The organism is Streptomyces sp. NPDC028991, from assembly GCF_055564775.1.
The window spans coordinates 162868-189238 of sequence record NZ_JBVHVP010000008.1 but is presented as its reverse complement, the minus strand read 5'-3'; the positions used below and the strand labels follow the sequence as shown (position 1 = coordinate 189238).

Sequence of the window (26371 nt, the reverse complement as noted above, 5' to 3'; positions counted from 1 at the left end):
GCGGCGGTGCGACGGGTCCGGGACGCCTCTCCCCTCAGGTCGTAGGAGAAGCTCCCGGGCCCTTCACCACCGCACTGGCTCGCAGGCCGCCGCGGTCCTCGCCCTGCCCGCGCCGGCACCGTACGGCCACCCCTCATCCGGGCCGCTCCGGTGCCTGCGCGGGCCGCGCACACGGTCCCGGCCTCCCCGCCGGAGCCCGTGCGCGAGCCTTGAGGTCAGTCCTCGCGCAGGGCGCGGACCGCCTCCTCCACGCGCTTGCCGTACTCCGTGTCGGCGGCGTGGAAGTGCGCGAGGTTCTTCTCGACCACGTCACCCCGGGAGACCTGGGACAGGCCGCCGGCGATGTTCGCGATCAGACGCTTCTTCGCGTCCTCGGGCATCAGGCGGAACAGCTCGCCCGCCTGGAAGAAGTCGTCGTCCTTGGTGTGCTGCGGCGCCTCGTGGGTGCCGGTGTGGCCGGACACCGCGAGCGGGGCCGCCAGCGGACGGCCGGTCTCGACCGGGCCGTCGTAGGAGTTCGGCTCGTAGTTCTTGGCGCCACGGCCCTGGGCGTTGGACGCCATCAGGCCGTCGCGGCCGTAGTTGTCCGCGCCGCCGGGCACCGCCTTCGGGGCGTTCACCGCGAGCTGGGTGTGGTTGACGCCCAGGCGGTAGCGGTGCGCGTCCGCGTAGGCGAACAGGCGGCCCTGGAGCATCTTGTCGGGGGAGGGGCCGATGCCCGGAACGAAGTTGTTCGGGGAGAAGGCGGCCTGCTCGACCTCGGCGAAGACGTTGTCCGGGTTGCGGTCCAGCACCAGCCGGCCCACGCGGCGCAGCGGGTAGTCGCCGTGCGGCCACACCTTGGTCACGTCGAAGGGGTTGAAGCGGTAGTTGGCCGCCTCTGCCACCGGCATGAGCTGCACGTGCAGCGTCCAGGACGGGTACACACCCCGCTCGATGGCCTGCACCAGGTCCGTCTGGTGCGAGGTCGGGTCCTGGCCCGCCAGCTCCGCGGCCTCGTCGGCGGTCAGGGTGCGGATGCCCTGGTCGGTCTTGAAGTGGTACTTGACGAAGAAGGACTCGCCCTTGCCGTTCGTCCACTGGTAGGTGTGCGAGCCGAAGCCGTCCATGTGGCGGTACGACGCCGGGATGCCGCGGTCGCCCATCAGCCAGGTCACCTGGTGCGTGGCCTCGGGCGAGTGCGCCCAGAAGTCCCAGACGTTGTCCGGTTCCTGGCGGCCCGAGAACGGGTCGCGCTTCTGCGAGTGGATGAAGTCGGGGAACTTGATCGGGTCCTTGATGAAGAACACCGGGGTGTTGTTGCCGACGAGGTCGTAGTTGCCCTCTTCGGTGTAGAACTTCAGCGCGAAGCCGCGCGGGTCGCGGACCGCGTCCGCGCCGCCCAGCGAGTCGGCCACGGTGGAGAAGCGCAGGAAGACCTCGGTGCGCTTGCCGACGGTGCTCAGGAAGTCGGCGTGCGTGTAGTCGGTGACGTCGTCCGTCACCTCGAAGTGGCCGTAGGCGCCGGAACCGCGGGCGTGCACCACGCGCTCCGGGATGCGCTCGCGGTTGAAGCGGGCGAGCTTCTCCAGGAGGTGCTGGTCCTGGATGAGGAGGGGGCCGCCGATGCCGGCGGAGGCGGAGTTCTGGTTGTCTGCGACCGGGGCGCCGGACTCCGTGGTGAGAGTCCGCGTCGTGAGCACGCGCTGCGACATCGGGGACCTTCCGTGCGAGGGGTCAGCGGAAAACTGTTTCCGCTTCGTGGAGCCTAAATTTGGGTGACGAGCACGTCAACAGTTTGTTGAAGTGGGTTCCGGGCGGCGCCGCCGCTCGGGCGCGACAGGACAGGTGTCAGCGACGGCGCCGCCCGGAGGTCTCGTGAGCCGGGTGCGGTCAGACCTGGGCGCCGGACAGGCGCTCCACGGCCCGCAGCAGGGCCGAGTGGTCCAGGCCGCCGTCCCCCTGGGTGCGCAGCGACGCGACCAGCTGGGCGACCACGGCGCCGACCGGCAGCGCGGCGCCGACGTTGCGGGCGGCGTCGGTGACGATGCCCATGTCCTTGTGGTGCAGGTCGATGCGGAAGCCCGGCTTGAAGTCGCGGGCCAGGAAGTTGTCCTTCTTCCGCGTCAGCACGGTGGAGCCCGCCAGGCCGCCGTTGAGGACGTCGAGGGCGGCCTTGAGGTCCACGCCCGACTTCTCCAGGAACACCACGGCCTCGGCGCACGCCTGGATGTTCACGGCCACGATCAGCTGGTTGGCGGCCTTCACGGTCTGCCCCGAGCCGTGCGGACCGCACAGCACGATGGTCTTGCCGAGTGCTTCCAGGAGCGGCTTGGCCTCGTCGAAGTCGGCCTGCTCACCGCCGACCATGATGGACAGGACGGCCTCGATGGCGCCGGCCTCGCCGCCGGAGACGGGGGCGTCCAGGACGCGGATGCCCTTGTCCTTCGCGGCCTTCGCCAGATCCACCGAGGTCTGCGGGGTGATCGAGGACATGTCGACCAGCAGCGCGCCGGGCCGGGCGTTCTCCAGGATGCCGTCGGGGCCGTAGGCGATGGCCTCGACCTGCGGGGACGCGGGCACCATGGTGACGACGACGTCTGCGTCGCGCACGGCCTCGGCGATGGAGCCGGCCACGGTGCCGCCGGCGGCGGACAGGCGGTCCAGCTTCTCCTGCTCCAGCGTGAAGCCGGTGACCTGGTAACCCGCCTTGATCAGGTTCTCCGACATGGGGGATCCCATGATGCCGAGACCGATCCAGGCGACCTTGGGAAGGGTGCTCATGATGGGTGCCTCTCTGAAAATCTCTGGAAAGTTCCTGCGGGGCGGCGCTCAGCGGGCCGCGCGGGCCTCGGCCGGCAGCCAGGCGAAGGACTCGGCGCTGGGACTGTCGCCCGGCTTGTACTCCAGGCCGACCCAGCCGTCGTAGCCGGCCTTCTTCAGCTGGTCGAGCAGCTCCTGAAGCGGGAGGGAGCCGGTGCCCGGGGCGCCGCGGCCGGGGTTGTCGGCGATCTGCACGTGGCCGGTCTTCGCGGCGTACCGCTCGATCACCTGCGGCAGGTCCTCGCCGTTCATGGACAGGTGGTAGAGGTCCATGAGGAACTTGGCGTTGCCCAGTCCGGTGGCCTCGTTGACCTTGTCGACGACCGCGACGGCGGCCGGTGCCGACACCAGCGGGTAGAGCGGCGACTCGGGCTTGTTGAGCGCCTCGATCAGCAGGACCGCGCCGATCCGGTCGGCCGCGCGGGCGGCGAGCACCAGGTTCTCCAGCGCGAGCCGGTCCTGCTCGGCCGGGTCCACGCCCTCGACGCGGTTGCCGTACAGGGCGTTGAGCGCCGTGCAGCCCAGCGACTTCGCGAAGTCGGCGGCCACGTCGATGTTGGCGCGGAACCGGTCCGACTCCGCACCGGGGACCGACAGGGCGCCGCGGTCGGGGCCCGGCAGCCGGCCGGCGTAGAAGTTCAGGCCGGTGAGCTGGACGCCCGCGTCCTCGATGGCCTTCTTCAGGCCGTCGAGCTCGGACTGCTCGGGGGTGGGCGAGTCGATCCAGGGCCACCACAGCTCGACCGCGGTGAAGCCGGCCGCGGCGGCGGCCGCGGGACGCTCCAGGAGCGGGAGTTCCGTGAAGAGGATCGACAGGTTGACGTTGAAGCGCTGATCTGCGAATCCCATGGGGTGCCGCGCTCCCTTCCGTTTCGATCGTGTTCCGCATTACGGAAGTTCGTTTCTGCTTAATGGAAGATTGCCGCCAGGGCTTCGCCCTTGTCAAGAGGGGGCGGCGGAAACGGTCACCGCGCGTTAGGTTGACCGGGTGCGATTGAGAGTGGAGTTCACGACCGAGCCCTTCGACCTGGACGAGGCGCCCGCACACGCGGTGGTGGCCCGGGAGGTCGTCGAGGCCGCGGAGCTGGACGAGGTCGACGTCGGCCCGTTCGGCAACACCGCCGAGGGTGGCGCCGACGCGGTGCTCGCCGCCGTGGACGCGCTGCTGCGCCGGTCCCTGCGGGCGGGCGCCACCCGGATCTCGCTCCAGGTCAACGTGGTCGAGGAGAGCGTGGCCGGGGAGGGCGAGCGGTGACGGGCCCGGGGGAGGAGCCCTTCATCGCGGCTGTGAAGCCCCTGGTCGACGCCATCGGCGGCGAGATACTCCCGCCGGACGAGGCCGGGCCGGACGACGTCGTGCTCTCCTGGGAGGGTGCCGACGTCGTCGCCGTACGCCTGCCGCAGCTCGCGGACTCCCTGGATCACATCCTGGCCGCCATGGAGCGCCGGCAGGGCAGGCCGCTGGCCGAGCTCGACCGGAAGGCCAAGCAGGAGGTCGTGCGGACCCTGGAGGCGCGCGGCGCCTTCTCCGTGCGGCACGGAGTGGAGACCGTCGCGGGCGCCCTCGGGGTCAGCCGCTTCACCGTCTACAACTACCTCAACCGCGAGAAGGGCGCCTGACTCGGAGCGTGGGTCCGGCCGGAAATCGCGGGTCTGACCAGGTATGACCACCTGAACGGCGAGCCGCCGTCCGGTTACCGGGCGGCGGCTTTCGACACCCCGAATTTTCAACAAAGTGTTGACGGCTTGTTTCCGAGGGCGTTAGCTATCGGCACGCCCGTCCAGCACAAGGCCACGGAGGCTCCCGTGACGTCCACTTCCGCGCCGGGCCTGGCCCGTTTCAACGCTTGTGAGGAGTCCGCGGCGCTCGCCGAACTCCACGAGGCGTGTGCCTCCACGGCGTGGGCCCGGCAACTGCTCGCAGCCCGCCCCTTCGCCACCGTGGAAGACCTCTACACCGCCAGTGACGCCGCCATGGCCGAGCTGACGGCGGACGACCTCGCCGAGGCGATGGCCGGGCACCCGCCGATCGGACGTCCCAAGCCGGGTGACCCGACCTCCTCCCGCGAGCAGGCGGGGATGGCCGGCGCCGCCGACGACCTCAAGGCGGAGATGCTCGAACTCAACCTGGCCTACCAGGACAAGTTCGGCCACGTCTTCCTCATCTGCGCCACCGGCCGGACCGGCGAGCAGATGCGGGACGCGGCTCTGGAGCGGATCGGCAACTCGCCCGAGCAGGAGCGGGAGATCGTCCGCGCCGAACTGGGGAAGATCAACCGCATCCGCCTTTCCCGACTCGTCGAACAGGACGCCTGACCATGAGCACCAGCACCACCGCCTCCGTGTCCACGCACATCCTGGACACCAGCGTCGGCCGCCCCGCCGAGGGCGTCGCCGTCCGGCTCGCCGCCCGCTCGGGCGGCGACGCGGACTGGCAGACGCTCGGCGGCTCCGCGACCGACGCCGACGGCCGGTGCAAGGACCTGCCGGCCCTGCCGGAGGGCACCACACACGTACGGCTCGACTTCGACACCGAGACGTACTTCGCCAAGAAACAAGCCGCGGCCCAGCAGGACGCCCCCGCGCTCCGGGACAGCGAGAACGGCCGGCCCGTGTTCTTCCCCGAGGTCACCATCACCTTCGCGGTGGTGCCCGGGGAGCACTACCACGTTCCGCTGCTGCTCAACCCGTTCGGCTACTCCGTTTACCGAGGGAGCTGACCGACACATGACCCGTTTCGTCCTGGGACAGAACCAGTACGGCAAGGCAGAGAACCGCGTCGTCAAGATCACGCGTGACGGCGACACGCACCACATCAAGGACCTGAACGTCTCCGTCGCCCTCTCCGGCGACATGGAGGAGGTCCACCGCAGCGGGTCCAACGCGAACGTCCTGCCGACCGACACCACCAAGAACACGGTGTTCGCCTTCGCCAAGGAGCACGGGATCGAGAGCGCCGAGGACCTCGGCGTCAAGCTCGCCCGCCACTTCGTGGACAACAACGAGCCCATCCACCGGGCCCGCATCCGCGTCGAGGAGTACGGCTGGGAGCGGATCGAGACCTCGAAGGGCGGCGCCCGCTTCGTCGGCGCGGAGGAGATCGCCCACTCCTTCGTCCGCACGGGCCAGGAGACCCGCGTCGCGCAGATCACCTACGACGGCCACGGCATCCAGGTGCTCTCCGGCTTCAAGGACCTGACCGTACTGAACTCGACCAGCTCCGAGTTCTTCGGCTTCCTGAAGGACAAGTACACCACCCTCCAGGAGGACTACGACCGCATCCTCGCCACCACCGTCTCCACCTGGTGGCGGCACAACTGGGACGGCGTCGACTCGCACGCCCCGGACTGGGACCGCTCGTACAGCGGAGTGCGCAAGCACGCCCTCCAGGCGTTCGCCGAGACCTACTCGTACTCGCTCCAGCAGACCCTCTTCGAGATGGGCGTGCGGGTGCTGAACTCCCGCGACGAGGTCGACGAGATCCGCTTCTCGATGCCCAACAAGCACCACTTCCGCTCGGACCTGTCGCCCTTCGGGATCGACAACGAGGCCAAGGACGGCGCCGTCTACTACGCCGCCGACCGCCCGTACGGCCTGATCGAGGCCACCATCCTGCGGGACGGCGCCGAGCAACTCATCCCGGTCGACATGACCAACCTCTGACGCGGAAAGCGCGCCCCCGGCCGGCCATCCGGACCCGGGGGCGCGCCACACCGGAGGAAACAACATGGCACTGCCTGCCAAAGGGCCCGTGACAGGCCCGGGTTCCACCCCGCCGGTGCACAAGGAGGACGCCGTCACGTCCGTGCACCCGGTGGACGAGAAGCTCCACCCCTCGCGGCTCGTCCCGGCCGCGCTCCAGCACATCGCCGCCATGTACGCGGGCGTTGTCACTCCTCCGCTCATCATCGGCCAGGCCGTCGGACTCGACCTCGAGGGCCGGACCCGGCTGATCGCCGCGAGCCTGCTCATCGCAGGTGTCGCGACCCTGCTCCAGACCCTCGGCGTCAAGGGTCTCGTCGGCAACCGCCTGCCCTTCGTCAACGCCGCCTCCTCCGCCGGCATCGCACCCATCCTCGCCATCGCCGAGACCAACGGCGACGGCAGCCAACTCCCCGCCATCTACGGCGCGGTGATGGTCGCCGGCGTCTTCTGCCTCGCCGTCGGCCCGTTCTTCGGCCGGCTGCTGCGCTTCTTCCCGCCGCTGGTCACCGGCGTCGTCATCACCCTCATCGGGGTCACGCTGATGCCGGTCCCGGTCGGCTGGGCCCAGGGCGGCGACGAGGCCGCCGCCGACTTCGGCTCGATGCGCAACCTCGCGCTCGCCGCCCTCACCCTCGGCGTCATCCTCGTCATCCAGCGCTTCGGCAAGGGCTTCGTCAAGCAGGTCGCCCTGCTCCTCGGCCTGCTCGTCGGCACCCTGGTCGCCATCCCGGTCGGCATGGCCGACTTCAGTGCCCTGGAGTCCGCGCCGGTCGCCGCGCTGCCCACCCCGTTCGCCTTCGGCGCCCCCGAGTTCCAGCCCGCGGCCATCCTCTCGCTGTGCATCGTGATGCTGGTCCTGATGACCGAGTCCAGCGCCGGCATGCTCGCCCTCGGCGAGATCTGCGACCGCCGCGCAGACGCCAGGGTCATCACCCGCGGCCTGCGCACCGACGGCCTCGCCACCCTGGTCGGCCCCGTCTTCGGCGGCTTCCCCACCTCCGCCTTCGCCCAGAACGTCGGCGTCGTCTCCCTCACCCGGGTGCGCAGCCGCTACGTCGTCGCCGTCGCCGGTGCCACCCTGCTGGTCCTCGGCGCCTTCCCGGTCCTCGGCGCGGTCGTCTCCCTGGTGCCGATGCCGGTCCTCGGCGGCGCGGGCATCGTGCTCTTCGGCTCGATCGCCGTCAGCGGCATCCGTACGCTGTCCGAGGCCGGCCTCGACGACAGCTCCAACATCATCCTGGTGGCCGTGGCGCTCGGGGCGGGCATCATCCCGCTGGCCGCGCCCACCTTCTACGCCGAGTTCCCCGCCTGGGCACAGACCGTCCTCGGCTCCGGCATCAGCGCCGGCGCGCTCGTCGCGGTCTCGCTCAACCTGTTCTTCCACCACCTCGGCACCCGGGGCCGTCCCACGGCTGCGGCACTCAAATCCTCCTAGGGTCCTGCCGTGCCCTCCCCGTGGGTACTCGACTCCCCGCCCATGGGCCCCACTGAAAGACAAGGAAGCAGCATGGCAGCATCATCGGCAGCCGAGCGCGTGGTGATCGAGAACTGTGCGATCGCCACGGTGGACGCGGGCGACACCGAGATCGCCTCGGGCCACCTCGTCCTCGCCGGCAACAGGATCGAGGCCCTCGGCGCGGGCCAGGCACCCGAGGGCCTGGAGAACGTGGCGCGCCGGATCGACGCGACCGGCCACCTGGTCACGCCCGGCCTGGTCAACACCCACCACCACTTCTACCAGTGGCTCACCCGGGGCCTGGCCACCGACCACAACCTGTTCGACTGGCTGGTCGCGCTCTACCCGACCTGGGCGCGCCTCGACGAGCCGATGGCGTACGCGGCGGCCCAGGGCTCCCTCGCCATGATGGCCCGCGGCGGCGTCACCACCGCCATGGACCACCACTACGTCTACCCGCGCGGCTCCGGCGACCTGTCCGGCGCGATCATCCGCGCCGCCCGCGAGACGGGCGTCCGCTTCACCCTCGCCCGCGGCTCCATGGACCGCGGCGAGTCCGACGGCGGCCTGCCGCCGGACTTCGCGGTGGAGAGCCTGGACGCCGCGCTCGCCGCCACCGAGGCCACCGTCAGGGAGCACCACGACTCCTCCTTCGACGCGATGACCCAGGTCGCCGTCGCCCCCTGCTCCCCCTTCTCCGTCTCCACCGAACTGATGCGCCAGGGCGCGGAGCTGGCCCGCCGGCTCGGCGTGCGGCTGCACACCCACGGCTCGGAGACGGTGGAGGAGGAGAAGTTCTGCCACGAGCTGTTCGGCATGGGCCCGACCGACTACTTCGAGTCCACCGGATGGCTCGGCGAGGACGTGTGGATGGCGCACTGCGTCCACATGAACGACTCCGACATCGCCGCCTTCGCCCGCACGAGGACCGGCGTCGCCCACTGCCCGTCCTCCAACGCCCGGCTGGCGGCCGGGATCGCCCGCGTCCCCGACATGCTCGCCGCCGGCGTCCCGGTCGGCCTCGGCGTCGACGGCACCGCCTCCAACGAGTCCGGCGAACTCCACACCGAACTGCGGGGCGCCCTGCTCGTCAACCGCCTCGGCGCCCACCGCGAGGCCGCGCTGAACGCCCGCGAGGCGCTGCGCCTGGGCACCTACGGAGGCGCCCGGGTCCTGGGCCGGGCCGCCGAGACCGGCTCGCTGGAGCCGGGCAAGCTGGCCGACCTGGTGCTGTGGCGGATGGACACCCTCGCCCACTCCTCCATCGCCGACCCGGTGACCGCCCTGGTCTTCGGCGCGCCGGCCCCGGTCACGGCGTCGTTCGTGAACGGCCGCCAGATCGTCGAGAACGGCCGGCTGCTCACGGTCGACGAGGACGCCATCGCCCGCTCCACCCGGGACGAGGCACGACGCCTGGCGCGGATCGCCGCGCAGGGCTGAACACCCCGGCCGCCGGTCCTCCGGCGGTCACCACCGCACAACCGAACACCCCATGATCTCCGGCCGGGAGGGACGGCTTCCGGCCGGTAGCCGTGGACCCGAGCGGGGTCCACGGCGGCCGTCTCCGGGGCGTGCGCCCATGCGCACGCCCCCGGAGCGGTCACCGTTTCCCCGAACGGTCCGTCACGGTCCCGCACGACCATCCCCAGCACCACCTCCTTGACACCCACGTCAGAGCCGACGTGCTACCGACCGGAGGAACGCCGCCGTGGCCGACCACCCTGTTGACGAGAAACTTCCGCCACTGAAAATGGCGACGACCGGCCTGCAGCACGTGGCCGCCATGTACGCCGGAGTCGTCGCACCACCCCTGATCGTCGGTGCGGCCATCGGCCTGACCGCCACCGAACTGACCTTCCTCACCGGCGCCTGCCTGTTCACCGCGGGCCTCGCCACCTTCCTGCAGACGCTCGGCATCTGGAAGATCGGTGCCCGCCTGCCCTTCGTCAACGGCGTCACCTTCGCGGGCGTCGCCCCCATGACCGCGATCGTCGCCTCCACGGAGGACAAGTCCGACGCGTTGCCGATCATCTTCGGCGCCGTCATCGTCGCCGGACTCCTCGGATTCATCGCGGCCCCCTTCTTCAGCAAGGCGATCCGCTTCTTCCCACCGGTCGTCACCGGTACGGTCATCACCCTCATAGGCATATCCCTGCTGCCGGTCGCCTTCGGCTGGGCGCAGGGTTCCAGCCCCGAGGCCGACGACTTCGGGTCCGGGACCAATCTGGGTCTGGCCGCGATCACCCTGGTCATCGTCCTTCTCCTGCGCCGCTTCACCCGCGGTTTCGTCAAGCAGATCGCCGTGCTGCTCGGCCTCGTCGCGGGCACACTCATCGCCATCCCGTTCGGCGTCACGGACTTCGGGCCGGTCGCGGACGCGAGCGTCGTGGGCTTCCCGACCCCGTTCCACTTCGGCGCCCCGCAGTTCCAGCTCGCCGCGATCCTCTCGATGTGCGTGGTGATGGTGGTCTCGATGACCGAGTCGACCGCCGACATGCTCGCCCTGGGCGAGATCGTGGACCGCAAGGCCGACGAGAAGATCATCGCGGCCGGCCTGCGCGCCGACACCCTCGGCTCGGCGGTCAGCCCGCTGTTCAACGGCTTCATGTGCAGCGCCTTCGCCCAGAACATCGGCCTCGTCGCGATGACGAAGATCCGCAGCCGCTACGTCGTCGCCGCGGGCGGCGGCTTCCTGGTCCTGATGGGCCTGTGTCCGATGGCCGCCTCACTCATCGCCGTCGTGCCCCGCCCGGTGCTCGGCGGTGCCGGCGTGGTGCTCTTCGGCTCGGTGGCGGCCAGCGGCATCCAGACCCTGGTCCGGGCGAGCCTCGACAAGGACAACAACGTCCTGATCGTGGCGGTGTCCCTGGCCGTCGGCATCATCCCGATCGCGGCGCCGACGTTCTACCACTCGTTCCCGGAGAACGCGAGGATCATCCTCGACTCGGGCATCTCGACCGGTTGCGTGGCCGCCGTCCTGCTCAACCTGATCTTCAACCACATCGGCGGCCAAGGGCGGGAAGCGGAGGACGTGACCCACCCGATGGAGTCCGGAACGGAGATCAGCGAGGCGTCCCGGGCCCCGGCCACGCCGTGACCCCGAGGTTCCGACGCGGGTGGGCCGGAGCCCCTCGACCCGTCGAGGGGCTCCGGCCCACCCGCGCTCGACGAGGCGGGGGCCCGGGGCGGAGGTGGCACGGGAGCGGGCACCGATGAGTTTCGCGCCGCCACGTCGTCTTTGTATCGGGAGTACTCTTCCGCGCCCGCGGGAGGACCGACGCGAGATGACGAGGAGCGTGCGGGCCATGGCCGAGGAGAGCGTGAGCGCCACTCTGACGGTCCCCCTGCCCGCCGCCGGGGTGTTCGCGGTGCTGGCGGACCCGACGGCCCATTCCGCGATCGACGGCACCGGCTGGGTCCAGGAAGCCGCCGACCGGGCACCGCTGACCGAGGTGGGGCAGATCTTCCGGATGGACATGTACCACCCCGACCATCCGGACGGTGACTACCAGGTGGCCAATCAGGTCCGGGTACTCGACCCGCCGCGCGCCATCGGCTGGCGGACCGGGCAGGAGAAGGACGACGGGCACCTGGAGTTCGGCGGCTGGTTCTGGCGCTACGACCTCGCGCCGCTCGGCCCGTCCGAGACCGAGGTCACGCTCACCTACGACTGGTCGGCGGTGCCCCGGTCCATCCGGGAGTACCTCCACTTCCCGCCGTTCGGCCCCGAGCATCTCACCAACTCGCTGCACCACCTGGCCGGGCTTGCCGCCTCGACGTCCCGGGCCCACTCGGCCGGGGGCTGAGCGTTCGCCGCCTCTCCCCGGGGCCCGGGCGGTGGCCCCGCTCGCTCATGGTCCGAACAGCGCGGGATCCGACGCCAGTTCCTTGAACCGCTGCCGCGGATCCGCCACCAGCTTGCGGGCCTCGAGGTCCATGAGCCCGCCGACGCCCTCCACCTCCGCCGCGACCGTGCCGTCCGTCTTGCGAATGACCTGCCGGATGCGGAAGGCCTTGCCCTCGCCCCACTCGAACGCGCAGGTCACCTCGACCTCGTCGCCGGCGAGCAGTTCGCGGTGGAAGCGGATGGTCGTTTCCAGGGCCACGGGCCCCACGCCGCGGGCGACCAGATCGGCCTGCCGGATCCCGGCCGCCTCGAGCAGTGACCAGCGGGCGTGCTCGGCGTAGTTCAGGTACACGGCCTGGTTCAGATGGCCCTGCGTGTCGGTCTCGTACCCGCGGACGGTCACCGGGACGGAAAACGGTTCGCTCACCGCTGCTGCCTCTCCTCGTGGACGTACTGACCGACCGATCCTGTCATGCGAGCGTCACACCTTCCGTGGGGACGCCAGCAGGTAACGGATGCGCGTGCGCGGCTCCGTGTACTCCCCGACCTGCCAGCCCGCGCCCTCCAGAGTGGCCGCGCAGCCCCGCAGCGCCGCGCCGTCGGGCTCGTACACGGCGACGGCCTCCGGCTGCGGCGTCGCGCGCACCCGGTAGCCGTCACCGCCGTCCGGACCGGCCGGGCGGTGTCCCGAGGCCTCCAGGGCGAGCGCGGCGGCCTGCACGAGGTGCGTCCGCTCCCACCCGCAGGGCCGGTCCGTGCTCCCGTCGGAACGCGTCATCCGGCGCAGCTCCAGCAGCCCCTGCCAGGCGCTGCGCACCTCACGCAGGCGCGCCGGCCCGGCGTCGCCCGGCCCGGCCTCCTCCCCGCCCACCCGTGCGGCGAACACGCCGCCGGCGGCCGGTGCGGCGGGCTCGGGCGTCCCGGCCGCCGCCGGCTCGGCGGGCGACTCCCGTATCCGGTGCCCGGCCGGCGTCAGGAAGTGGTCGTGCGGCGGTCTCGGATGCCGGAAGGCGAGCCCCCGCCTCACCAGCGCCGCGAGCTGCGCCTGAGTCCCCCTCAGACGCCCGGTTACGGGATCGGCGTCGTCGATGACACGCCGCTGCGCGGCGGTGGGTGACAGTGCCACGGCGTCCTCCTTCCCCCAGCCCTCCTGCCTCGAAGGCTACGACGGGGGTCTGACATTCCAGGCGGCGATCACCGGACGTCCGTGCTCCGTGCCCAGCCGGCACAGCGTCCCCGTGCCCAGCTGGAACAGGGCGCCGTCCGCTGCCGGAAGCCCCAGGTGCCGCGCGGTCAGCACCCGCAGGAAGTGCCCGTGCGCCACCAGCACAACGCACCCCTCGGTGTTCGCGAACGCGGCCTCCACCTTGGCCAGCACCCGGTCGGCCCGCTCCCCGACCTCCTCCGGCGTCTCCCCGGGGTGGTCCGGCGGGCCGGGCGTCACGCCGTCCGTGAACAGGAACCAGTCCGGCCGCGTCCGGTGGATCTCGACCGTCGTGATCCCCTCGTACCCGCCGTAGTCCCACTCGTGCAGGTCCGGCTCGATCCGCACCCCGTGCAGGCCGATCAGCTCGGCCGTCTCCCGGGCCCGCTGGAACGGGCTGACGAACGCGGCGCCGATCCGGTGCGACCGGATCAGCGGCACGAGACCGCGCGCCTGCTCCCGCCCGTGCTCGGTCAGTGGAACGTCCGTCAGCCCGGTGTGCCGGCCGGACCGCGACCACTCGGTCTCACCGTGCCGGACCAGAAAAAGATCACCCATGGTCACCAACCCTTCCCGCCGTGCTCGTCAGCACGGTGTCACACGCGCCCGCGGCCCGCAGAACCGACTCGGTCAGACGGCCGTTCTCGGGGGAGGCGCCCCGAGCCGACGGGAAGGCGAAGCGCGCCGCGTGCAGGCGTACGCCACCCCGCTCGCGGGGGCCGGGAGGCCCAGCGATCCGGTGGCCCCGCTGTGCCCAAGGAGTCCTCCCCGAGGCACGGGTACTGCTCGGCGAGGTACTCGAAACCCAGGCCGAAGTGGTTCTCCTCACCAACCCGCGACCACGGCCGGTCATTCCCCTCCGGTCCCCGTCGTCGGTCCCCGTCGTCGGTTGTCGGCCGTCGGCCGACGACGCGGCGCACGGACGCGGCCCACCGCGGCGGCTACTGCCGGTACCCGCCCAGGAACCGGCCGATCCGCCCGATGGCGGCCTCCAGGTCGTCCGCGTGCGGCAGGGTGAGGATGCGGAAGTGGTCGGGGGAGGGCCAGTTGAAGCCGGTGCCCTGGACCACCTGGATCTTCTCCCTCAGCAGGAGGTCCAGGACGAACCGCTCGTCGTCGTGGATCCCGTGCACCTTCGGGTCGATGCGCGGGAACGCGTACAGCGCGCCCTTCGGCTTCACGCACGACACACCAGGGATCTCGTTCAGCTTCTCCCAGGCCACGTCCCGCTGCTCGCGCAGTCGCCCGCCCGGAGCCGTCAGCTCGCGGATCGACTGCCGGCCACCGAGCGCGGCCTGGATGGCGTACTGGGCGGGCGCGTTGGCGCACAGGCGCATGGAGGCCAGCATGGTCAGGCCCTCCAGGTAGTCGCGTGCGTGCTGCCGCGGACCCGTGACGACCAGCCAGCCGGACCGGAATCCCGCCACCCGGTAGGTCTTCGACAGTCCGCAGAAGGTCAGGACCACCAGGTCGGGAGCGAGCGCGGCGGCCGAGTGGTGCACGGCGTCGTCGTACAGGATCTGGTCGTAGATCTCGTCGGCGAAAACCATCAGGCCGTGCCGGCGGGCGAGGTCGAGGATGCCCTCGACGATCTCCTTGGGGTAGACGGCGCCGGTGGGGTTGTTGGGGTTGATGATGACGACCGCCTTGGTGCGGTCGGTGATCTTGGACTCCATGTCGGCCAGGTCCGGGTACCAGTCCGCCCGCTCGTCGCACAGGTAGTGGACCGCCTTGCCGCCCGCGAGGGTCGTCACCGCCGTCCAGAGGGGGAAGTCGGGGGCGGGGACCAGGACTTCGTCGCCGTCCTCGAGCAGAGCCTGTACGGCCATGGAGACCAGCTCCGAGACGCCGTTGCCGAGGAAGACGTCGTCCACGTCGACCTCCAGGCCGAGGGCCTGGTAGCGCTGGGCGACGGCACGGCGGGCGGAGAGGATGCCGCGCGAGTCCGTGTAGCCGTGCGCCCGCGGCAGCATGCGGATCATGTCCTGGAGGATCTCCTCCGGCGCCTCGAAGCCGAAGAGCGCGGGGTTGCCGGTGTTCAGGCGCAGCACGCTGTGCCCCGCCTCCTCCAGCGCGTCGGCCTGCTCGATGACCGGGCCGCGGATCTCGTAACAGACCTCGCTGAGCTTGTTCGACTGCCGGAACTCCATGGCGGCGCTTCCCCTCCGGTATCTGGTGTTGCTTGGTTTTACCAAGTAGGAGCTTGGAAAGTCCAACAACTTGTCTACACTGCGTCGCATGTCACCTCGCCGAAGCTACGACCAGTACTGTTCCGCCGCCCGCGCCCTCGACGCCGTCGGCGACCGCTGGACCCTGCTGATCGTCCGGGAGCTGCTCGCCGGTCCGCGGCGCTACACCGACCTGCACGCCGACCTGCCCGGCGTCAGCACGGACGTACTCGCCTCGCGGCTGAAGGACATGGAGCAGGGCGGGCTGACGACCCGGCGCCGGCTGCCCCCGCCCGGAGCGGCCTACGTCTACGAACTGACCCGGCGGGGCCGCGAGTTGCTGCCGGTGCTTGAGGCGCTCGGCGCGTGGGGCGCCGGCGAGCTGGGGGAGCGGCGGCCCACGGACGCCCTGCGGGCGCACTGGTTCGCGCTGCCCCTGCTGCGGGCCCTGCGGAAGGCCGGGGCGGGGGAGGGGCTCGTCGAAGTCCGGTTGGACGAGGGGACCTTCCACCTGCACGCGGGCGGCGGCGGGGAGGGCCCCGTCTACGGCGACGGGCCCGCGGGGGAGCCGGACGCCCTGCTCGTGCTGGACGCCGGGACCTGCGCCGCGATCGGTCGCGGTGAGCTGGACCTGCGGGACGCCGTGCGGGACGGCCGCGTCGGGGTGAGCGGCGACGGAACCGCGGCCAAGGCGCTCCGGGAGGGCTGACCAGACAGAAGGCCCGCACCGGGCGGGCCTTCTGCGAGAATGTCAGGCGCCCGGCGGCACCCGCCCCGGCCGTCCCGACCCGCGGGTCAGCGCGTATCCGCCGATGCCCGCCAGTGCGGCCAGCACACCGCCGATCCCGGTCCACACCCATCGGTCGGACCACCAGCCGGAGGACCAGCCGTCCTCGGGCTCGATCGCGGACAGCACCGCGCCGCGGTCCGACTCGTCCCCGTCCGCACCGGAGTCCGCACCGGACGTCATCGCCACGCCCGGCACCAGCGGCTCGGCGAGCGAGCCGTCCACCGCCGCCGCCCCGCCGACGTCCTCGGAGTCCACCCGGACCTCGGCGCCGACCGGGACACCGAGGTCCGACGTCGGCAGGTTCACCGCCGTCAACCGGACGTAGTACGTCCCCGGCAGCGGGTCGTTGGCCCACGGCTCCGCCCAGGCACGGACCGTGCGCAGCACGCAGGCCAGCTCCACGGAGGACGCGTCCGCCGTCGCCGTGCGGCTCTGCGCGCCGTACTGGCAGGCCTGGCGGCGGCGCAGACCGTCGTACACGTCGATCCGCCAGGTCTCGGCGGCGTGCGTCTCGGGCAGCCTCACCGTCGCCTTCACGGTGGGGCGCTGTCCGGCGTCGGCCGGGAACGACCAGTACAGGTAGTCGCCCGCGGAGCCGTTCGCCGTGGCCCGCTGACCCTGTTCGAGTTCGGTCGCCGTACGGAAGGACGTGCCCGCCTCGGTCGGCGCACCGCCGTCGCCCGACGGGCTCGCGGAGGGCGAGGAGTCGGCCGCCGCGGGGGCCGCGGCGAGGCCGAGCAGCAGCGTCGCGGCACTCAGTGTCCGGGTGATGCGCATCAGTTGGTCCTCCAGACCGCGAACCGCCGGCGCGACAGCCCGCCCCACAGCAGACCGGCGAGGAAGCCGGCCAGGATCAGCGCGCCCAGCAGCCACCAGCCGCGTCCGAGACCGAACGAGGCCACGTCGTCGGCGTCGCCCGGACCGTCCACGACGTCGACGGTCAGCTCCAGCGGCAGTCCGGGCGTGGTCTTCACCCCGGCGGCGACGGAGAAGGAGTTGGTGACCTGGAGACACACGGTCTCGGCCGGAGCGTCCTCCTCGTCGCTCTCCGCCTTCGGGTACCGCAGCCCCGTGGAGAGCACATCCGTACGGCCGCTGCCCGCCGCCTCGCCGCGCACGATCTCCCGGCCGTGCGCCGTCACCGCCCGCAGCAGCACCCCGTAGGAGGGGTTCACGGCGCGGTCGGCGCCCACGCTCACCGAGGCACGCAGCTCCTGGCCCGGTGCCACGTCCACCCGGTACCAGCGCTGCTGCCCGGACTCCTCACGGTCGGTGTACAGCCCCGACTTCAGCGTCGGCGCCTTCGCGCAGGCGTCCGCGCCCTCGACGGCGACCGGCGTCACCACCGGGTCGGCCGCGCGGTCCACCAACTGGTTGACCTTGTCCCTGAGTTCGTCGGTGTGCTCGACCGAGGTGTACGTCCCGCCGGTCGCCTCGGCGATGCAGCTGAGCTGCTGCCGCATCTTGGCGTTGGGGACCAGGCCCAGCGTGTCGATGGTCAGCCCGATGCCCTGGGCGGCGATCTCCCGTGCCACCTCGCACGGGTCGAGCGGGGCGCAGGTGTCCTCGCCGTCACTGATCAGCACGATGCGCTTCGAACCGTCGCCGCCGTCGAGGTCGTCGGCCGCCTCGAGCAGCGCGGGGCCGATCGGCGTCCAGCCGGTGGGCGCCAGCGTCGCCACCGCCGTCTTGGCCTCGGTGCGGTCCAGCGGGCCGACCGGGTAGAGCTGTGCGGTGTCCTTGCAGCCGGTCTTGCGGTCGTCGCCCGGGTAGCCGGCGCCCAGGGTCCGGATCCCGAGTCGCACCTCCTCGGGCGTCGCGTCGAGCACCTCGTTGAACGCCTGCTTCGCCGCCGCCATCCGCGTACCGCCGTCGATGTCCCGCGTCCGCATCGAACCGCTGACGTCGAGCACCAGGTTGACCTTCGGCGCGTCCTCGCCCGTGGGTTCACCGGCGGCCGCTCCGGCCGGGAAGGCGATCCCGGCCGTCAGCGCGGCGAGCAGGGCACAGGCACCCGCCGCCAGCCGTGTTCTTGTGATCATCGGCGGATCCTATTGATCAGTGGTGCCGGGCTCCAAAACGAGACCGCGGCGACGCCCCGACTTCACCTCCAGTGCAGCGGATTGGGCAGCTCCGCCCACAGGTCCCCGGTGCTCCCCGCCGAAGTGCGCATCAGCGTCAGCGCCTTCACCGGCAGCGGCTCCCCGCACAGCGCCACGACGTCCGGTGTGCGCGGCAGTTCGCCTACCGCCGCCTCCAGCACCTCCCGCAGTGCCGCTCCCGATCCCACCGTCGCCGCCAGCGCGCCGCCCACCAGCGAGCCGAACAGCTTGCGGCGCAGCGCCACCGGGTCGTCGGTGAGCATGCGCGCGGGCAGCTCCGGGGCGGCGATGCCGTGGCGGGCGAGGCGGGCCGGGCTGACCCGGATGTCGGCCAGGTCGCGGTAGACCAGGCGCAGCGGATCGCCCGCCGGGGACAGCACGACGAGGAGGTTCTGGCCGTGCGCCTCCAGGGCCACGCCCAGTTCCAGCAGACGCAGCCCCACGGCGAGGGCGAGGCGGGCGAACCCCGCCCGCCACGCGGGGGAGCCGGGCAGCCCGGTGCCGGCCAGCGCGGCCACCGGGACGACGTGCTCGCCGGGGGCCGCGTACACCCGGGGCGACTCGCGCAGTACGGCGGCCAGGTCGGGGGAGCCGGCAGCCGCCGCTCCCAGGGTGCGGGTGACGTGCAGCAGCCCGTCCGCGCGCGCCGTCAGCGCCTGCCCGAAGTCCGAGACGTCCGCCGACGCGGCGATCGAGGCGACCGAGATGTCCCGCACGGAGGAGGTCAGCCGGGTGCTCAGCGCGGTCTTGACGTGCGGTCCGCCGGGCAGGGCGAGCGTGCGCAGGGACATCAGCGGATGGGCGGCGAGCCGCTCGTCGCACGGCCGCTTGAGCACGTGCGCGGCCTGCCACGGGTGCACGGGCAGCAGGATCTTCGCCCCGTCGCGCAGCTCCCGCGGCCACACCCCCGTGACCAGGCACTCGGCCGCCGGTACCGGCACCAGCCCCAGACCCACCACCGGCCCGTGCTCGGGCCCGTACGCGAGCTGCTCCGCCACCGAGAAGCCCGGGCGGGAACGGCAGCCGGGGTGGTACGGATGCCCGTCGACCACCCGCTGCTCCCAGGCCCAGTCGCTGTCCGGCCACTCGTCCGGGTGATTCTCGTTCCCCGCCCGCGAGAGCGCCAACGACGCGGCACTGTGCCCGAGTTCGGCGGCGAACCCGTCGGAGTGCGGTACGCCGAGGTCCGTCACCAGCCGCGCCGCATCGTCGTACGCGGCCCCGCCGAGCCGTACCGCGCGGACGTACGCGTCCGTGCGGTACGGGTCGGCGGCCGGACCGGCCAGCCGGCGGCCGTCCCGAAGGCGCAGCACGAGTTCCTCCCGGCCGGACTCCCGGCCCGCGATCCACGGCAGCGGTTCATGGGCGAACGCACGCCACAGCCGGGAGAGCACGGCCGCGCGGGCGCCGGGCAGCCCGGCCGTGAACCGGGCTACCAGACCGGGGCGAACGGCCGTCAGCTCGTCGGCGACCTCGGCCTCTGCGCTGGGGGGACGATGCACGGGCGGGCTCCTCGGGTACGAGTAGGACGTCACGGCGGACGGTCGACGACAGACATACTGATCGTCTCCGGCAACCCCGCCATCTTGGCCATGGACAGCATGGACAGCATGGACAGACCGTAGGGAACGAGTGGAACGCGTGGATCTCCTGCCCCCGCCCACCGGCGCCGACGCCGCCCGTCGGGACGACGTCGCGCGGCGCGCCGACGCCTACGCGGCGGTGCCGCTGCTGAACTGCCTGCTGCGCGAGGTGGCCGAACCGCTGCCGGATCCCGGCGCCCGGCCGGTGTACCGGCTGCCCGGCGGCAGACTGCTGCGCGTACGCGGAGGCCGGCGACCCGCCGAGCCGGAAGTGCGCGCGGCCGGCGGCTGGCACCGCGTCGGCCACACCGAGCTGGTGAAACTCGTCGCGGAGGAGCTGCGCCGGCACACCGGGCTGCCCAACCACGAACTGCCCACCGAGATGACCGACAGCCGGGACGCGGTGGCCGCGCTGCTGACGGCACGCGCGGAAGCGACCCCGCCCGAGGACCCGTACCTCCGCTCCGAGCAGTCCCTGCTCACCGGCCACACCCACCACCCCGCCCCCAAGGCGCGCGGCGGTGGCCCGCACGCGGACTGGCTGCCCTACGCGCCCGAGGCACACGCCCGCTTCCCGCTGCCGCTGCTCGCCGTGCGCGAGGACGCGGTCGTCGACGAGGGCGACACCGCCGCCCTGGACGCCCTGGGCGAGGCCCCGCCCGGCTACCGGCTGCTCCCGGCCCATCCCTGGCAGCTCGACCTGACCGCGCCCGCCCTGGCCCCGGCCTTCGCCGACGGCCGCCTCCTCCGGGTGGGCACGACCGGCTTCTCCACCTGGCCGACCGCCGCCATCCGCACGGTGTACGCACCCGATCACCTTCCGGGACGCGACCTGTTCCTCAAATTCAGCCTCGACGTGCGCATCACCAACGACATCCGCCGCCTGTGGCGCCACGACCTCATGAAACTGCGCCGCACCGACACCGCGGTCACCGAGGCCTTCGCCGCCATCGCCTCCCCGGCTGCCTGGCTGGGCGACCGCGGCTACCGCACCGCGGACTTCGCCTTCGAGGAACTGGCCGTCGTCGTCCGCGACGGACTGCGCGACCACGTCCTGCCTGGCGCGACCCCGCTCCTCGCCGCCGCACTCGTCGAGGGCTTCCCGGGCTGCCCACTGGAGGGCGCCGCGGACCCGGCGGCCTGGTGGGAGGCCTACCTCGCCGCCGTCGTCCCACCCGTACTGACCGCCTTCGCCGACGACGGCGTCGTCCTGGAGGCACACTTGCAGAACACGCTGGTCGCCGTGGACGGGAGCGGCACACCGGTGCAGGCCCTGTTCCGGGACGCCGAGGGCGTCAAGCTGCTGCCGGACACCTCCCGGGCGGCCGGCTGGGAACGGCTGGTCTACTGTCTCGTCGTCAACCACCTCAGCGAGATCGCGGCGGCCCTGGCCGAACACCATCCCGGCCTCGACCCCTGGCACGCCGTCCGCCACGCCCTGGCCCGCCACGACGACCTGCCCGAGATCCCGGCCCTCCTCGATTCGCCCACCCTCCCCGGCAAGACCAACCTCCTGCTGCGCTGGACGGGCGCGGACGGTGCCGACGCCCGCTACCGGCCGCTGCCCAACCCGCTGCCCGGGGCGTGAGCGCCGACGGCCGGCCCGCCCCTGGCCGATGTACCGGGCGACCGGGCTCAGGCTGTACCGGGTGGCCGGGCTCCGGCGCGGACGCCGGACCGTTTGCGGGGTAGCCGGTGGCCGAAGAAGGGGGGGACACCACCATGGCCCCGGCCGATCGGACGCCGTTGACTTCTCAGCGGGCCACCGCCGTTGAGAAGGGAGACACAGAATATGACGACGGAGCGCTTACGCCCGTTCTCGCCCGTTCTCGGCCGTTCTCGCGGGCGGTCTGGCGGCCGTTCTCGCGGGCGGTCTGGCCGCGATGGCGCTCGTCCGGGCGCCACCGGATCGACCTGACCAACGGCAACGGAGACATCTCGGTCAACCCGGCCTGAGTCCCTCGTCGGCGGCGCTCCGGGACACGAGCCGGCCGGCTTCGCCGAGAATCCGGTCCAGCTCGTCATCGGAGGTGTCTGCCAGCATCAGGGCCGCGAGAGCCAGCTCGAGCGCCACGGTGATTCCGACGGGGACGTCCCTGAGTGCTTGAGGCGCCCCGAGTGCCGCGCGGAACAGAACCACGGCGATCGGCGGGTCGAATTCGACGCGTCCGCGCAGCTTCTCGGTCGCCGAGGTGAGGAACCGACCGATCGACTCCCCGTCCGTGGTGCGGGTCTCTCTCATCGCCAGCCGGAACAGAATGTGCGCGAACAGGGTCGGGTTCCGTGGATGCTCCTGAGCCTGTGCGAGCTCGGCAAGCAGTCGGGCGAACGTCTCCGGCTCACCCGCCCGCCATGCGCGCAGGGCACTGCGTGCCGCCGCCGAGTCAGCCGCCGATCCGTTCACGCCTTGCCGCCCTTCGACCGGTTCATGTCCCACAGCCTGAGGAAGACCACGCCGAGCCCCATGACGGCGAACGTGATGGAGCCCTGCATCTCGTTGCTTTCAACGTAGGTGTCAGGGGGCGGGCTGCCGGCGACTCCCTGCAACGCGCACACGTCGGTCGCGTTGTCCGTTATTTCGGTGGTGCTCAGAGCGTCCCCCGACTTGCCCATGTCCTGGATTGCCTCGTCGGCCTTGAGCAGGCTGTCGTAGGTCTTGGCGAGCGACTCCGCGTTCCACCGGTCCGAATCGGTGTTCTCTGCGACGACCCTCCCCGCCTCTTCGCCACGGTCGTCTTCGAGCGCGGCGTCATCGGGCTTCTCCGCCCTGGTCGTATCGGAGTCCGGACTCGATGAACCGTCCTGCGCTAGGACCGGACGCTCTCCGGATGGCCGCGCGTCACCGCTCGCCGCCGCTCGTTCTCCGGCAGACGCCGAGCCGGCGGACACGTTGTCGGTCGCCGCCGGTGTCCGGTCGTCCTCGGGACCGTCGGAGGTGTCCTCCTCCTGAGGCTCGGCAGGCTCGGCGGAATCCGCGGCGTCCTCTTCCTCGTCCCGCTCGTCGTGCTCTCCGGCCTCGTCAGTATGGTCGTCGGACGATTCCTCCGCAGCGTCGCCTTCGCCGGAGGGGTCGTCGTCCGGATCCTCGTCGTCCTGCCGGTCCTCCTGCCGGTCCTCCTCTCGGTCCTCCTCCAGGTCCTCCTCTCGGTCCTCCTGTCCGGACTCCGCTTCGTCGGTCGGCTCGTCGTCCACGGAGTCGGCCGGTTCGTCGGAGCCTTCCTCGGCCGGTTCGTCGTCCGCCGTGTCGGCCGGTTCGTCGTACCGGTCCTCGTCGGGTTCCGCAGGTTCCTCGGATTCCGCGGGTTCTTCGGGAGTGTCCCGCCGTCCCTCCGAGGGGGAGTCGTCCTGCTCCGATGCGTCGTCGGATCCGGCCGGCTCGTCGTCTCGTGTGCCGTCCTCGGCAGCGGCCGCGGTGTCGAGGTCGTCCTCCGCTGCCGCACCCGGCCGGTCGTCGCGCGGCTCCGCCTCTTCCGCCGCTCTCTCGGCGCCGTCGTCTGCCGTCTGGGTTCCGTGGTGGTCGTCGCCTGCCGGTGAACCGTCGGTGTCCGGCCGGCCCTCCCCGGAGCCGGCCGTCTGGCCGGTTCCCGCGCCGCCCTCGTCCCCCTGCCGGTGGTGTTCGTCCGCCGCCGCGGCGGAGTCGATGTCGCGCTCGGCGGCGCTGTCGGGCGAGCGCGCCTCGGCTGCCGAGTCGGACGCCGGGGACGGGCCGGTGTCCGCCGGGCGTCCCTCGCCGTCACCTGAGGGAGCGCGGTCGCTCTGGCCGGATGCGGGTGCGCCGTCGCCGCCCGGCGGAGCGTCGGCACGCTCACCTTCGGACTGGCTGGGGCTGTCGGCGCTCACGGGTTTCCTCCTTCGGCCGGGGTGGTGAACGGTGCCAGCGGCCACCACGGAGCGTCCAGGTGCCGGGCGGCCGCGGTGAGGCGGGTCCGGGTGTCCGGGGCGTTGCTCAGCGCGGCACACGCGCTGCGCCAGGCGGCGCTGTGGCCGAGGACGACCGTGTTCGTGGGACGCCAGTTGTCGGGGTGCTCCCGCCACTGCGCGATCTGCTCGTCCAGGGTGCTGCCGGGGAGGTCGAGGCCACGGGCCGCCCACGCGCCGGTGTCGGGATGCGGCCCTTGGGCGTGCCGGCCGGAGGCCTGGGCTCGCTTGAGCCTGGCGATGACGTCGACCCACCGGTACTGCCCTGCCTGCCAGCGGGTTTCTCTCCCGTCGCAGGTGTCGAGGCCACCGTTGAGCGAGTGCTGTACCCGCTCACTGAGGTGGGTGGCGAGGTCCTCGGGCGGGTAGTGGGTGCTGAGTCCGCTGTAGCGTTCGGCGATGGCCTGGTCGATCAGTGTGGCAGCGGCGCAGTCGAGAAGCCTGCGGTCGGTGAGGCTCAGCAGGGTGGACAGCCACTGAGGGTCCGGGCGGGGTGATCTGCGGCCGGTGAGGTGGGCGATGGTGAGCAGTTCGATCCACAGGACGAGACGGGGGTCGCCGGCCAGTGCCGATCCCTCGCTCAGCTCCCGGAGGGTGTACGGGGTGCCGTTGTCGAAGCGGCTGAGCACGGAGTGCGGGTTCGGCGCACCGGGCAGCAGGCGGGTGGCCGCAGCCGTGCTCTCCCGGTCCTGGCCCAGGGGTACGGCCACGCGGACGGGGCGGTCCATGCCGTCGACGAACACGGCCGCCCTTCCCGGAGGAAGGGAAACCAGGTGCCGGGACTGAGGGGCGTTGAGGTTCATGGTGGCGCCGACGGCAGCGCGGTCGTCGGCCGCGGGCAGCCGGTGCATGATCTTGACCGCGGTGTTCTTGATGACGTCGGGCAGGAGTTTGGAGGGGATCTGCTCGGCGACCAGGATGCCTTCTCCGTATGCGCGGACCTCGGCGAGGAGTGAGCCGAACAGTTCCACCGCGTGTGCCGCGGGGCTTCCGGGCAGCGCGTGCTTGAGCAGGCGGTGGGCTTCCTCCACCACCGTGACGTGCCGGAGTCGTTGCTCGGCGCCGGCCGGTGCCGTGCGGTGTACGCGCAGATGCTCGTAGAGGCGGATCAGGACCGCTCCGATGAAGAACGCCTTGTCCTGGTCGTTGCCGATGTCCTCGATCTCCAGCACGACGTTGCGCCTGAGGAGTTCGGCGATGTCGAGCGGGGTCTTGGCCTCGAAGAATCTGCCGGTGGTGCCGAGCCGCAGCGAGCCGAGCCGCACCTTGACGAAGCCTCTGACGTTGTCGGCGACCTCCTTGCCGTAGCCGACGGTGTCGATGACTTGCAGCGCCGCCCGTTGCACATCGCCGAGGCCGGGGTAGCGCGGTGCGCGGGGCAGACCCCGCCGGGTGCTGAGCGCCAGGTCCCAGCCCAGTTCCTCGTAGCACTGCCCCAGTGACTGCGACAGGACCTGGGGGAAGGGGTCGGAGGCCTCGAAGGAAGCCAGGAACAAGGCCCGTATCAAGTCGATGTGCGCTTGGAGCGGGAAACCTTGCTCCGGTTCCAGGGGGTTGATGCCGAGCGGTACGTCATCAGGGCTACCCGGTCGGATCACGGTGACCTCGCCACGTCCGGCCAGGCGCCCGGCGATGGCCCCGTACTCCGCTTTCGCGGGCTCGATGACCAGCCACGGGGTACCTGCGTCGTGGAGTGACTCGAGGACATGGCGCACGGTCTGGGACTTCCCCGAGCCGGTCGCACCGGCGACGAGGGTGTGCCGGTTCAGCGAGCCGGCGGGTATCCGTAGTTCCCCCGCCGCCCGGTCGGACTCGTCCAGTACGGCGCCCAGCATCATGTCGCCGGTGCACTCGGGCGTGAGGTCGAAGTCGGCGCGCTCGATCTGCCGTACTCCAGGCAGCTCGCGGCGGGGCGGGCGGGCGATCGCGCAGAGCAGGTCCGTGCTGGCCACGAACGGGGTGGCAGAGGTGTCCAGCTGCGCCGCGGGCGGGCTCTGGTCGTGCCAGGCGCTGTCGAGGTCCGCCGCTCCGGCACCGGGCGTCAGGGTGTACGGCAGGTCGTCGAGCTCCACCGCGGCGCACAGCAGGGCGGCGGATCGCCTCACGGCGGCTGGAGTTGCCGCCCCGACCAGAATGTGTACCTGCCACATTCCGCTGCTCCGGCGGCGAGCCAGTTCCCGGTAGCGCGACTCGGCCCGCTCCAGCCGCACCTGGTCGATCTCGGCGTTGGCCCGCTGCCGGAGCCGGGGCACGAGTGATTCCAGCAGCCGCAGCTCGCGGTCGACTTCCGCGGCCTGGCACGGGTGTGCCAGGACCAGCCAGGCGAAGGGATGCGCGAGCTGCGAGGCGAAGTCGTCGAAGCCGCCGCGCCGTTGGGGAGTGCTCTCCCGATGAGACGGCGTCCACAACGAGTCCGGATGACCGCCGCAGCGGATCCAGAACGGGAACGCGCTGAGATCAGGTGTCCCGGCGGGCGTGCTCGTGACCCCCGGCGGGAAGAGAATCCGGCCGCCGTCGTCGGCTCCCCCGTCCGCGCCCGGGACCGCTGCCGGGAAGTACGGCCGGCCGCCCGCGAACACGTCGATCTGCTGCCGGCCAGGCGACCGCATCCACAGCGTCGCCACCGCGGCGTCGTCCGGCCCCGGCGAATCCGCCGTGCCGGCCGGTCCCGACAGTTCGGCGTGCGCGGCGGTCCAGGCCGCGAACAGCTCCGTGTCCAGCGGCGACGGTGCCATGAGCTCCAGCGGCAGGTAGGGGACGCCCGTCAGCTGGTGGAACTCGAATCCGCTCAGCATG

At 72.0% G+C, this 26371-nt stretch carries 24 protein-coding genes; 11 read left to right on the top strand and 13 right to left on the bottom strand.

From position 1 onward, the window contains the following. Positions 1-215 precede the first annotated feature (215 nt). The 3 genes from ACZ4V1_RS18935 to ACZ4V1_RS18925 form a co-directional block, all read right to left on the bottom strand. A complete protein-coding gene (locus ACZ4V1_RS18935) occupies positions 216-1694 on the bottom strand; it encodes a catalase (protein WP_468337010.1) in 1479 nt (492 codons plus the stop codon). A 178-nt stretch (positions 1695-1872) separates the two neighbouring features. Further along, entirely contained in the window at positions 1873-2763 is an 891-nt protein-coding gene (locus tag ACZ4V1_RS18930; RefSeq protein WP_468337007.1) for a 2-hydroxy-3-oxopropionate reductase, read from the bottom strand. 48 nt (positions 2764-2811) lie between these two features. After that, positions 2812-3651: a TIM barrel protein gene (locus ACZ4V1_RS18925; protein WP_468337004.1), complete on the bottom strand. Its 840-nt coding sequence runs from the start codon at positions 3649-3651 to the stop codon at positions 2812-2814. Between the two features lie 139 nt (positions 3652-3790). Here ACZ4V1_RS18925 and ACZ4V1_RS18920 point away from each other — a divergent pair, with 139 nt between their 5' ends. The 9 genes from ACZ4V1_RS18920 (at position 3791) to ACZ4V1_RS18880 (ending at position 11769) form a co-directional block, all read left to right on the top strand. After that, on the top strand, positions 3791-4057 hold the full coding sequence (locus tag ACZ4V1_RS18920) for a hypothetical protein (RefSeq protein WP_468337001.1): 267 nt from the start codon (positions 3791-3793) through the stop codon (positions 4055-4057). Further along, complete coding sequence (locus ACZ4V1_RS18915) at positions 4054-4422, top strand: helix-turn-helix domain-containing protein (protein WP_468336998.1); 369 nt, start codon at positions 4054-4056, stop codon at positions 4420-4422. The genes ACZ4V1_RS18920 and ACZ4V1_RS18915 overlap by 4 nt, the downstream gene beginning before the upstream one ends. 186 nt (positions 4423-4608) lie before the next feature. Continuing rightward, positions 4609-5118: a 2-oxo-4-hydroxy-4-carboxy-5-ureidoimidazoline decarboxylase gene (uraD, locus tag ACZ4V1_RS18910; RefSeq protein ID WP_468336995.1), complete on the top strand. Its 510-nt coding sequence runs from the start codon at positions 4609-4611 to the stop codon at positions 5116-5118. Positions 5119-5120: 2 nt separating this feature from the next. Then, complete coding sequence (gene uraH, locus ACZ4V1_RS18905; RefSeq protein ID WP_468336989.1) at positions 5121-5522, top strand: hydroxyisourate hydrolase; 402 nt, start codon at positions 5121-5123, stop codon at positions 5520-5522. Positions 5523-5529: 7 nt separating this feature from the next. Beyond that, positions 5530-6465: a factor-independent urate hydroxylase gene (gene pucL / locus ACZ4V1_RS18900; RefSeq protein ID WP_468336986.1), complete on the top strand. Its 936-nt coding sequence runs from the start codon at positions 5530-5532 to the stop codon at positions 6463-6465. A 64-nt stretch (positions 6466-6529) separates the two neighbouring features. Further along, the gene (locus ACZ4V1_RS18895; protein WP_468336983.1) at positions 6530-7942 is read left to right on the top strand and encodes a nucleobase:cation symporter-2 family protein; all 1413 of its coding nucleotides are present in this window, start codon (positions 6530-6532) and stop codon (positions 7940-7942) included. A 72-nt stretch (positions 7943-8014) separates the two neighbouring features. Then, the gene (locus ACZ4V1_RS18890; RefSeq protein WP_468336980.1) at positions 8015-9403 is read left to right on the top strand and encodes an 8-oxoguanine deaminase; all 1389 of its coding nucleotides are present in this window, start codon (positions 8015-8017) and stop codon (positions 9401-9403) included. A gap of 268 nt (positions 9404-9671) precedes the next feature. Further along, complete coding sequence (locus ACZ4V1_RS18885; protein WP_468336977.1) at positions 9672-11060, top strand: nucleobase:cation symporter-2 family protein; 1389 nt, start codon at positions 9672-9674, stop codon at positions 11058-11060. A 187-nt stretch (positions 11061-11247) separates the two neighbouring features. Further along, positions 11248-11769, top strand: coding sequence for an SRPBCC family protein (locus tag ACZ4V1_RS18880; RefSeq protein ID WP_468336974.1), 522 nt, complete (start codon positions 11248-11250; stop codon positions 11767-11769). 45 nt (positions 11770-11814) lie between these two features. Here the strand turns inward: ACZ4V1_RS18880 and ACZ4V1_RS18875 are convergent, their stop codons facing one another. From ACZ4V1_RS18875 to ACZ4V1_RS18860, 4 genes are all read right to left on the bottom strand, one after another. After that, positions 11815-12237 (bottom strand): acyl-CoA thioesterase, encoded by a 423-nt coding sequence (locus tag ACZ4V1_RS18875; protein ID WP_468336971.1) that lies wholly within the window; start codon positions 12235-12237, stop codon positions 11815-11817. Between the two features lie 54 nt (positions 12238-12291). Continuing rightward, the gene (locus tag ACZ4V1_RS18870; RefSeq protein ID WP_468336968.1) at positions 12292-12936 is read right to left on the bottom strand and encodes a hypothetical protein; all 645 of its coding nucleotides are present in this window, start codon (positions 12934-12936) and stop codon (positions 12292-12294) included. Between the two features lie 36 nt (positions 12937-12972). Further along, entirely contained in the window at positions 12973-13572 is a 600-nt protein-coding gene (locus ACZ4V1_RS18865; RefSeq protein WP_468336965.1) for a histidine phosphatase family protein, read from the bottom strand. A 383-nt stretch (positions 13573-13955) separates the two neighbouring features. After that, on the bottom strand, positions 13956-15164 hold the full coding sequence (locus ACZ4V1_RS18860; protein ID WP_468336962.1) for a pyridoxal phosphate-dependent aminotransferase: 1209 nt from the start codon (positions 15162-15164) through the stop codon (positions 13956-13958). 88 nt (positions 15165-15252) lie between these two features. Here ACZ4V1_RS18860 and ACZ4V1_RS18855 point away from each other — a divergent pair, with 88 nt between their 5' ends. Continuing rightward, the gene (locus ACZ4V1_RS18855; protein WP_468336959.1) at positions 15253-15891 is read left to right on the top strand and encodes a winged helix-turn-helix transcriptional regulator; all 639 of its coding nucleotides are present in this window, start codon (positions 15253-15255) and stop codon (positions 15889-15891) included. Positions 15892-15933: 42 nt separating this feature from the next. Here the strand turns inward: ACZ4V1_RS18855 and ACZ4V1_RS18850 are convergent, their stop codons facing one another. The 3 genes from ACZ4V1_RS18850 to ACZ4V1_RS18840 form a co-directional block, all read right to left on the bottom strand. Further along, positions 15934-16749 carry a hypothetical protein gene (locus ACZ4V1_RS18850; protein WP_468336957.1) on the bottom strand — a complete coding sequence of 272 codons (816 nt, stop codon included), beginning with the start codon at positions 16747-16749 and terminating at the stop codon, positions 15934-15936. Then, positions 16749-18014: a VWA domain-containing protein gene (locus tag ACZ4V1_RS18845; RefSeq protein WP_468336954.1), complete on the bottom strand. Its 1266-nt coding sequence runs from the start codon at positions 18012-18014 to the stop codon at positions 16749-16751. Before ACZ4V1_RS18845 ends, ACZ4V1_RS18850 begins: the two co-directional genes overlap by 1 nt. 62 nt (positions 18015-18076) lie before the next feature. After that, entirely contained in the window at positions 18077-19576 is a 1500-nt protein-coding gene (locus ACZ4V1_RS18840; RefSeq protein WP_468336951.1) for an IucA/IucC family protein, read from the bottom strand. Between the two features lie 130 nt (positions 19577-19706). On the opposite strand from ACZ4V1_RS18840, the gene ACZ4V1_RS18835 reads away from it, so the two are divergent. Further along, positions 19707-21245, top strand: coding sequence for an IucA/IucC family protein (locus ACZ4V1_RS18835; protein WP_468336949.1), 1539 nt, complete (start codon positions 19707-19709; stop codon positions 21243-21245). A gap of 354 nt (positions 21246-21599) precedes the next feature. Here the strand turns inward: ACZ4V1_RS18835 and ACZ4V1_RS18830 are convergent, their stop codons facing one another. From ACZ4V1_RS18830 to ACZ4V1_RS18820, 3 genes are read right to left on the bottom strand one after another with little or no spacing between them, the layout of a single operon-like run. Then, positions 21600-22061: a hypothetical protein gene (locus ACZ4V1_RS18830; RefSeq protein WP_468336946.1), complete on the bottom strand. Its 462-nt coding sequence runs from the start codon at positions 22059-22061 to the stop codon at positions 21600-21602. Next, the gene (locus tag ACZ4V1_RS18825) at positions 22058-23497 is read right to left on the bottom strand and encodes a hypothetical protein (protein ID WP_468336943.1); all 1440 of its coding nucleotides are present in this window, start codon (positions 23495-23497) and stop codon (positions 22058-22060) included. Before ACZ4V1_RS18825 ends, ACZ4V1_RS18830 begins: the two co-directional genes overlap by 4 nt. Beyond that, positions 23494-26370, bottom strand: a complete 2877-nt coding sequence (locus ACZ4V1_RS18820; protein ID WP_468336940.1) for an ATP-binding protein — start codon at positions 26368-26370, stop codon at positions 23494-23496. The genes ACZ4V1_RS18825 and ACZ4V1_RS18820 overlap by 4 nt, the downstream gene beginning before the upstream one ends. Position 26371 lies beyond the last annotated feature (1 nt).

What these genes read in the sequence shown, in the direction of transcription:
- ACZ4V1_RS18935 (WP_468337010.1), bottom strand. Translation starts at nt 1,694, where the DNA reads ATGTCGCAGCGCGTGCTCACGACGCGGACTCTCACCACGGAGTCCGGC.
- ACZ4V1_RS18860 (WP_468336962.1), bottom strand. Translation starts at nt 15,164, where the DNA reads ATGGAGTTCCGGCAGTCGAACAAGCTCAGCGAGGTCTGTTACGAGATC.
- ACZ4V1_RS18930 (WP_468337007.1), bottom strand. Translation starts at nt 2,763, where the DNA reads ATGAGCACCCTTCCCAAGGTCGCCTGGATCGGTCTCGGCATCATGGGA.
- ACZ4V1_RS18850 (WP_468336957.1), bottom strand. Translation starts at nt 16,749, where the DNA reads ATGCGCATCACCCGGACACTGAGTGCCGCGACGCTGCTGCTCGGCCTC.
- ACZ4V1_RS18855 (WP_468336959.1), top strand. Translation starts at nt 15,253, where the DNA reads ATGTCACCTCGCCGAAGCTACGACCAGTACTGTTCCGCCGCCCGCGCC.
- ACZ4V1_RS18820 (WP_468336940.1), bottom strand. Translation starts at nt 26,370, where the DNA reads ATGCTGAGCGGATTCGAGTTCCACCAGCTGACGGGCGTCCCCTACCTG.
- ACZ4V1_RS18890 (WP_468336980.1), top strand. Translation starts at nt 8,015, where the DNA reads ATGGCAGCATCATCGGCAGCCGAGCGCGTGGTGATCGAGAACTGTGCG.
- pucL (WP_468336986.1), top strand. Translation starts at nt 5,530, where the DNA reads ATGACCCGTTTCGTCCTGGGACAGAACCAGTACGGCAAGGCAGAGAAC.
- ACZ4V1_RS18880 (WP_468336974.1), top strand. Translation starts at nt 11,248, where the DNA reads ATGACGAGGAGCGTGCGGGCCATGGCCGAGGAGAGCGTGAGCGCCACT.
- ACZ4V1_RS18895 (WP_468336983.1), top strand. Translation starts at nt 6,530, where the DNA reads ATGGCACTGCCTGCCAAAGGGCCCGTGACAGGCCCGGGTTCCACCCCG.
- ACZ4V1_RS18925 (WP_468337004.1), bottom strand. Translation starts at nt 3,651, where the DNA reads ATGGGATTCGCAGATCAGCGCTTCAACGTCAACCTGTCGATCCTCTTC.
- ACZ4V1_RS18865 (WP_468336965.1), bottom strand. Translation starts at nt 13,572, where the DNA reads ATGGGTGATCTTTTTCTGGTCCGGCACGGTGAGACCGAGTGGTCGCGG.
- ACZ4V1_RS18845 (WP_468336954.1), bottom strand. Translation starts at nt 18,014, where the DNA reads ATGATCACAAGAACACGGCTGGCGGCGGGTGCCTGTGCCCTGCTCGCC.
- uraH (WP_468336989.1), top strand. Translation starts at nt 5,121, where the DNA reads ATGAGCACCAGCACCACCGCCTCCGTGTCCACGCACATCCTGGACACC.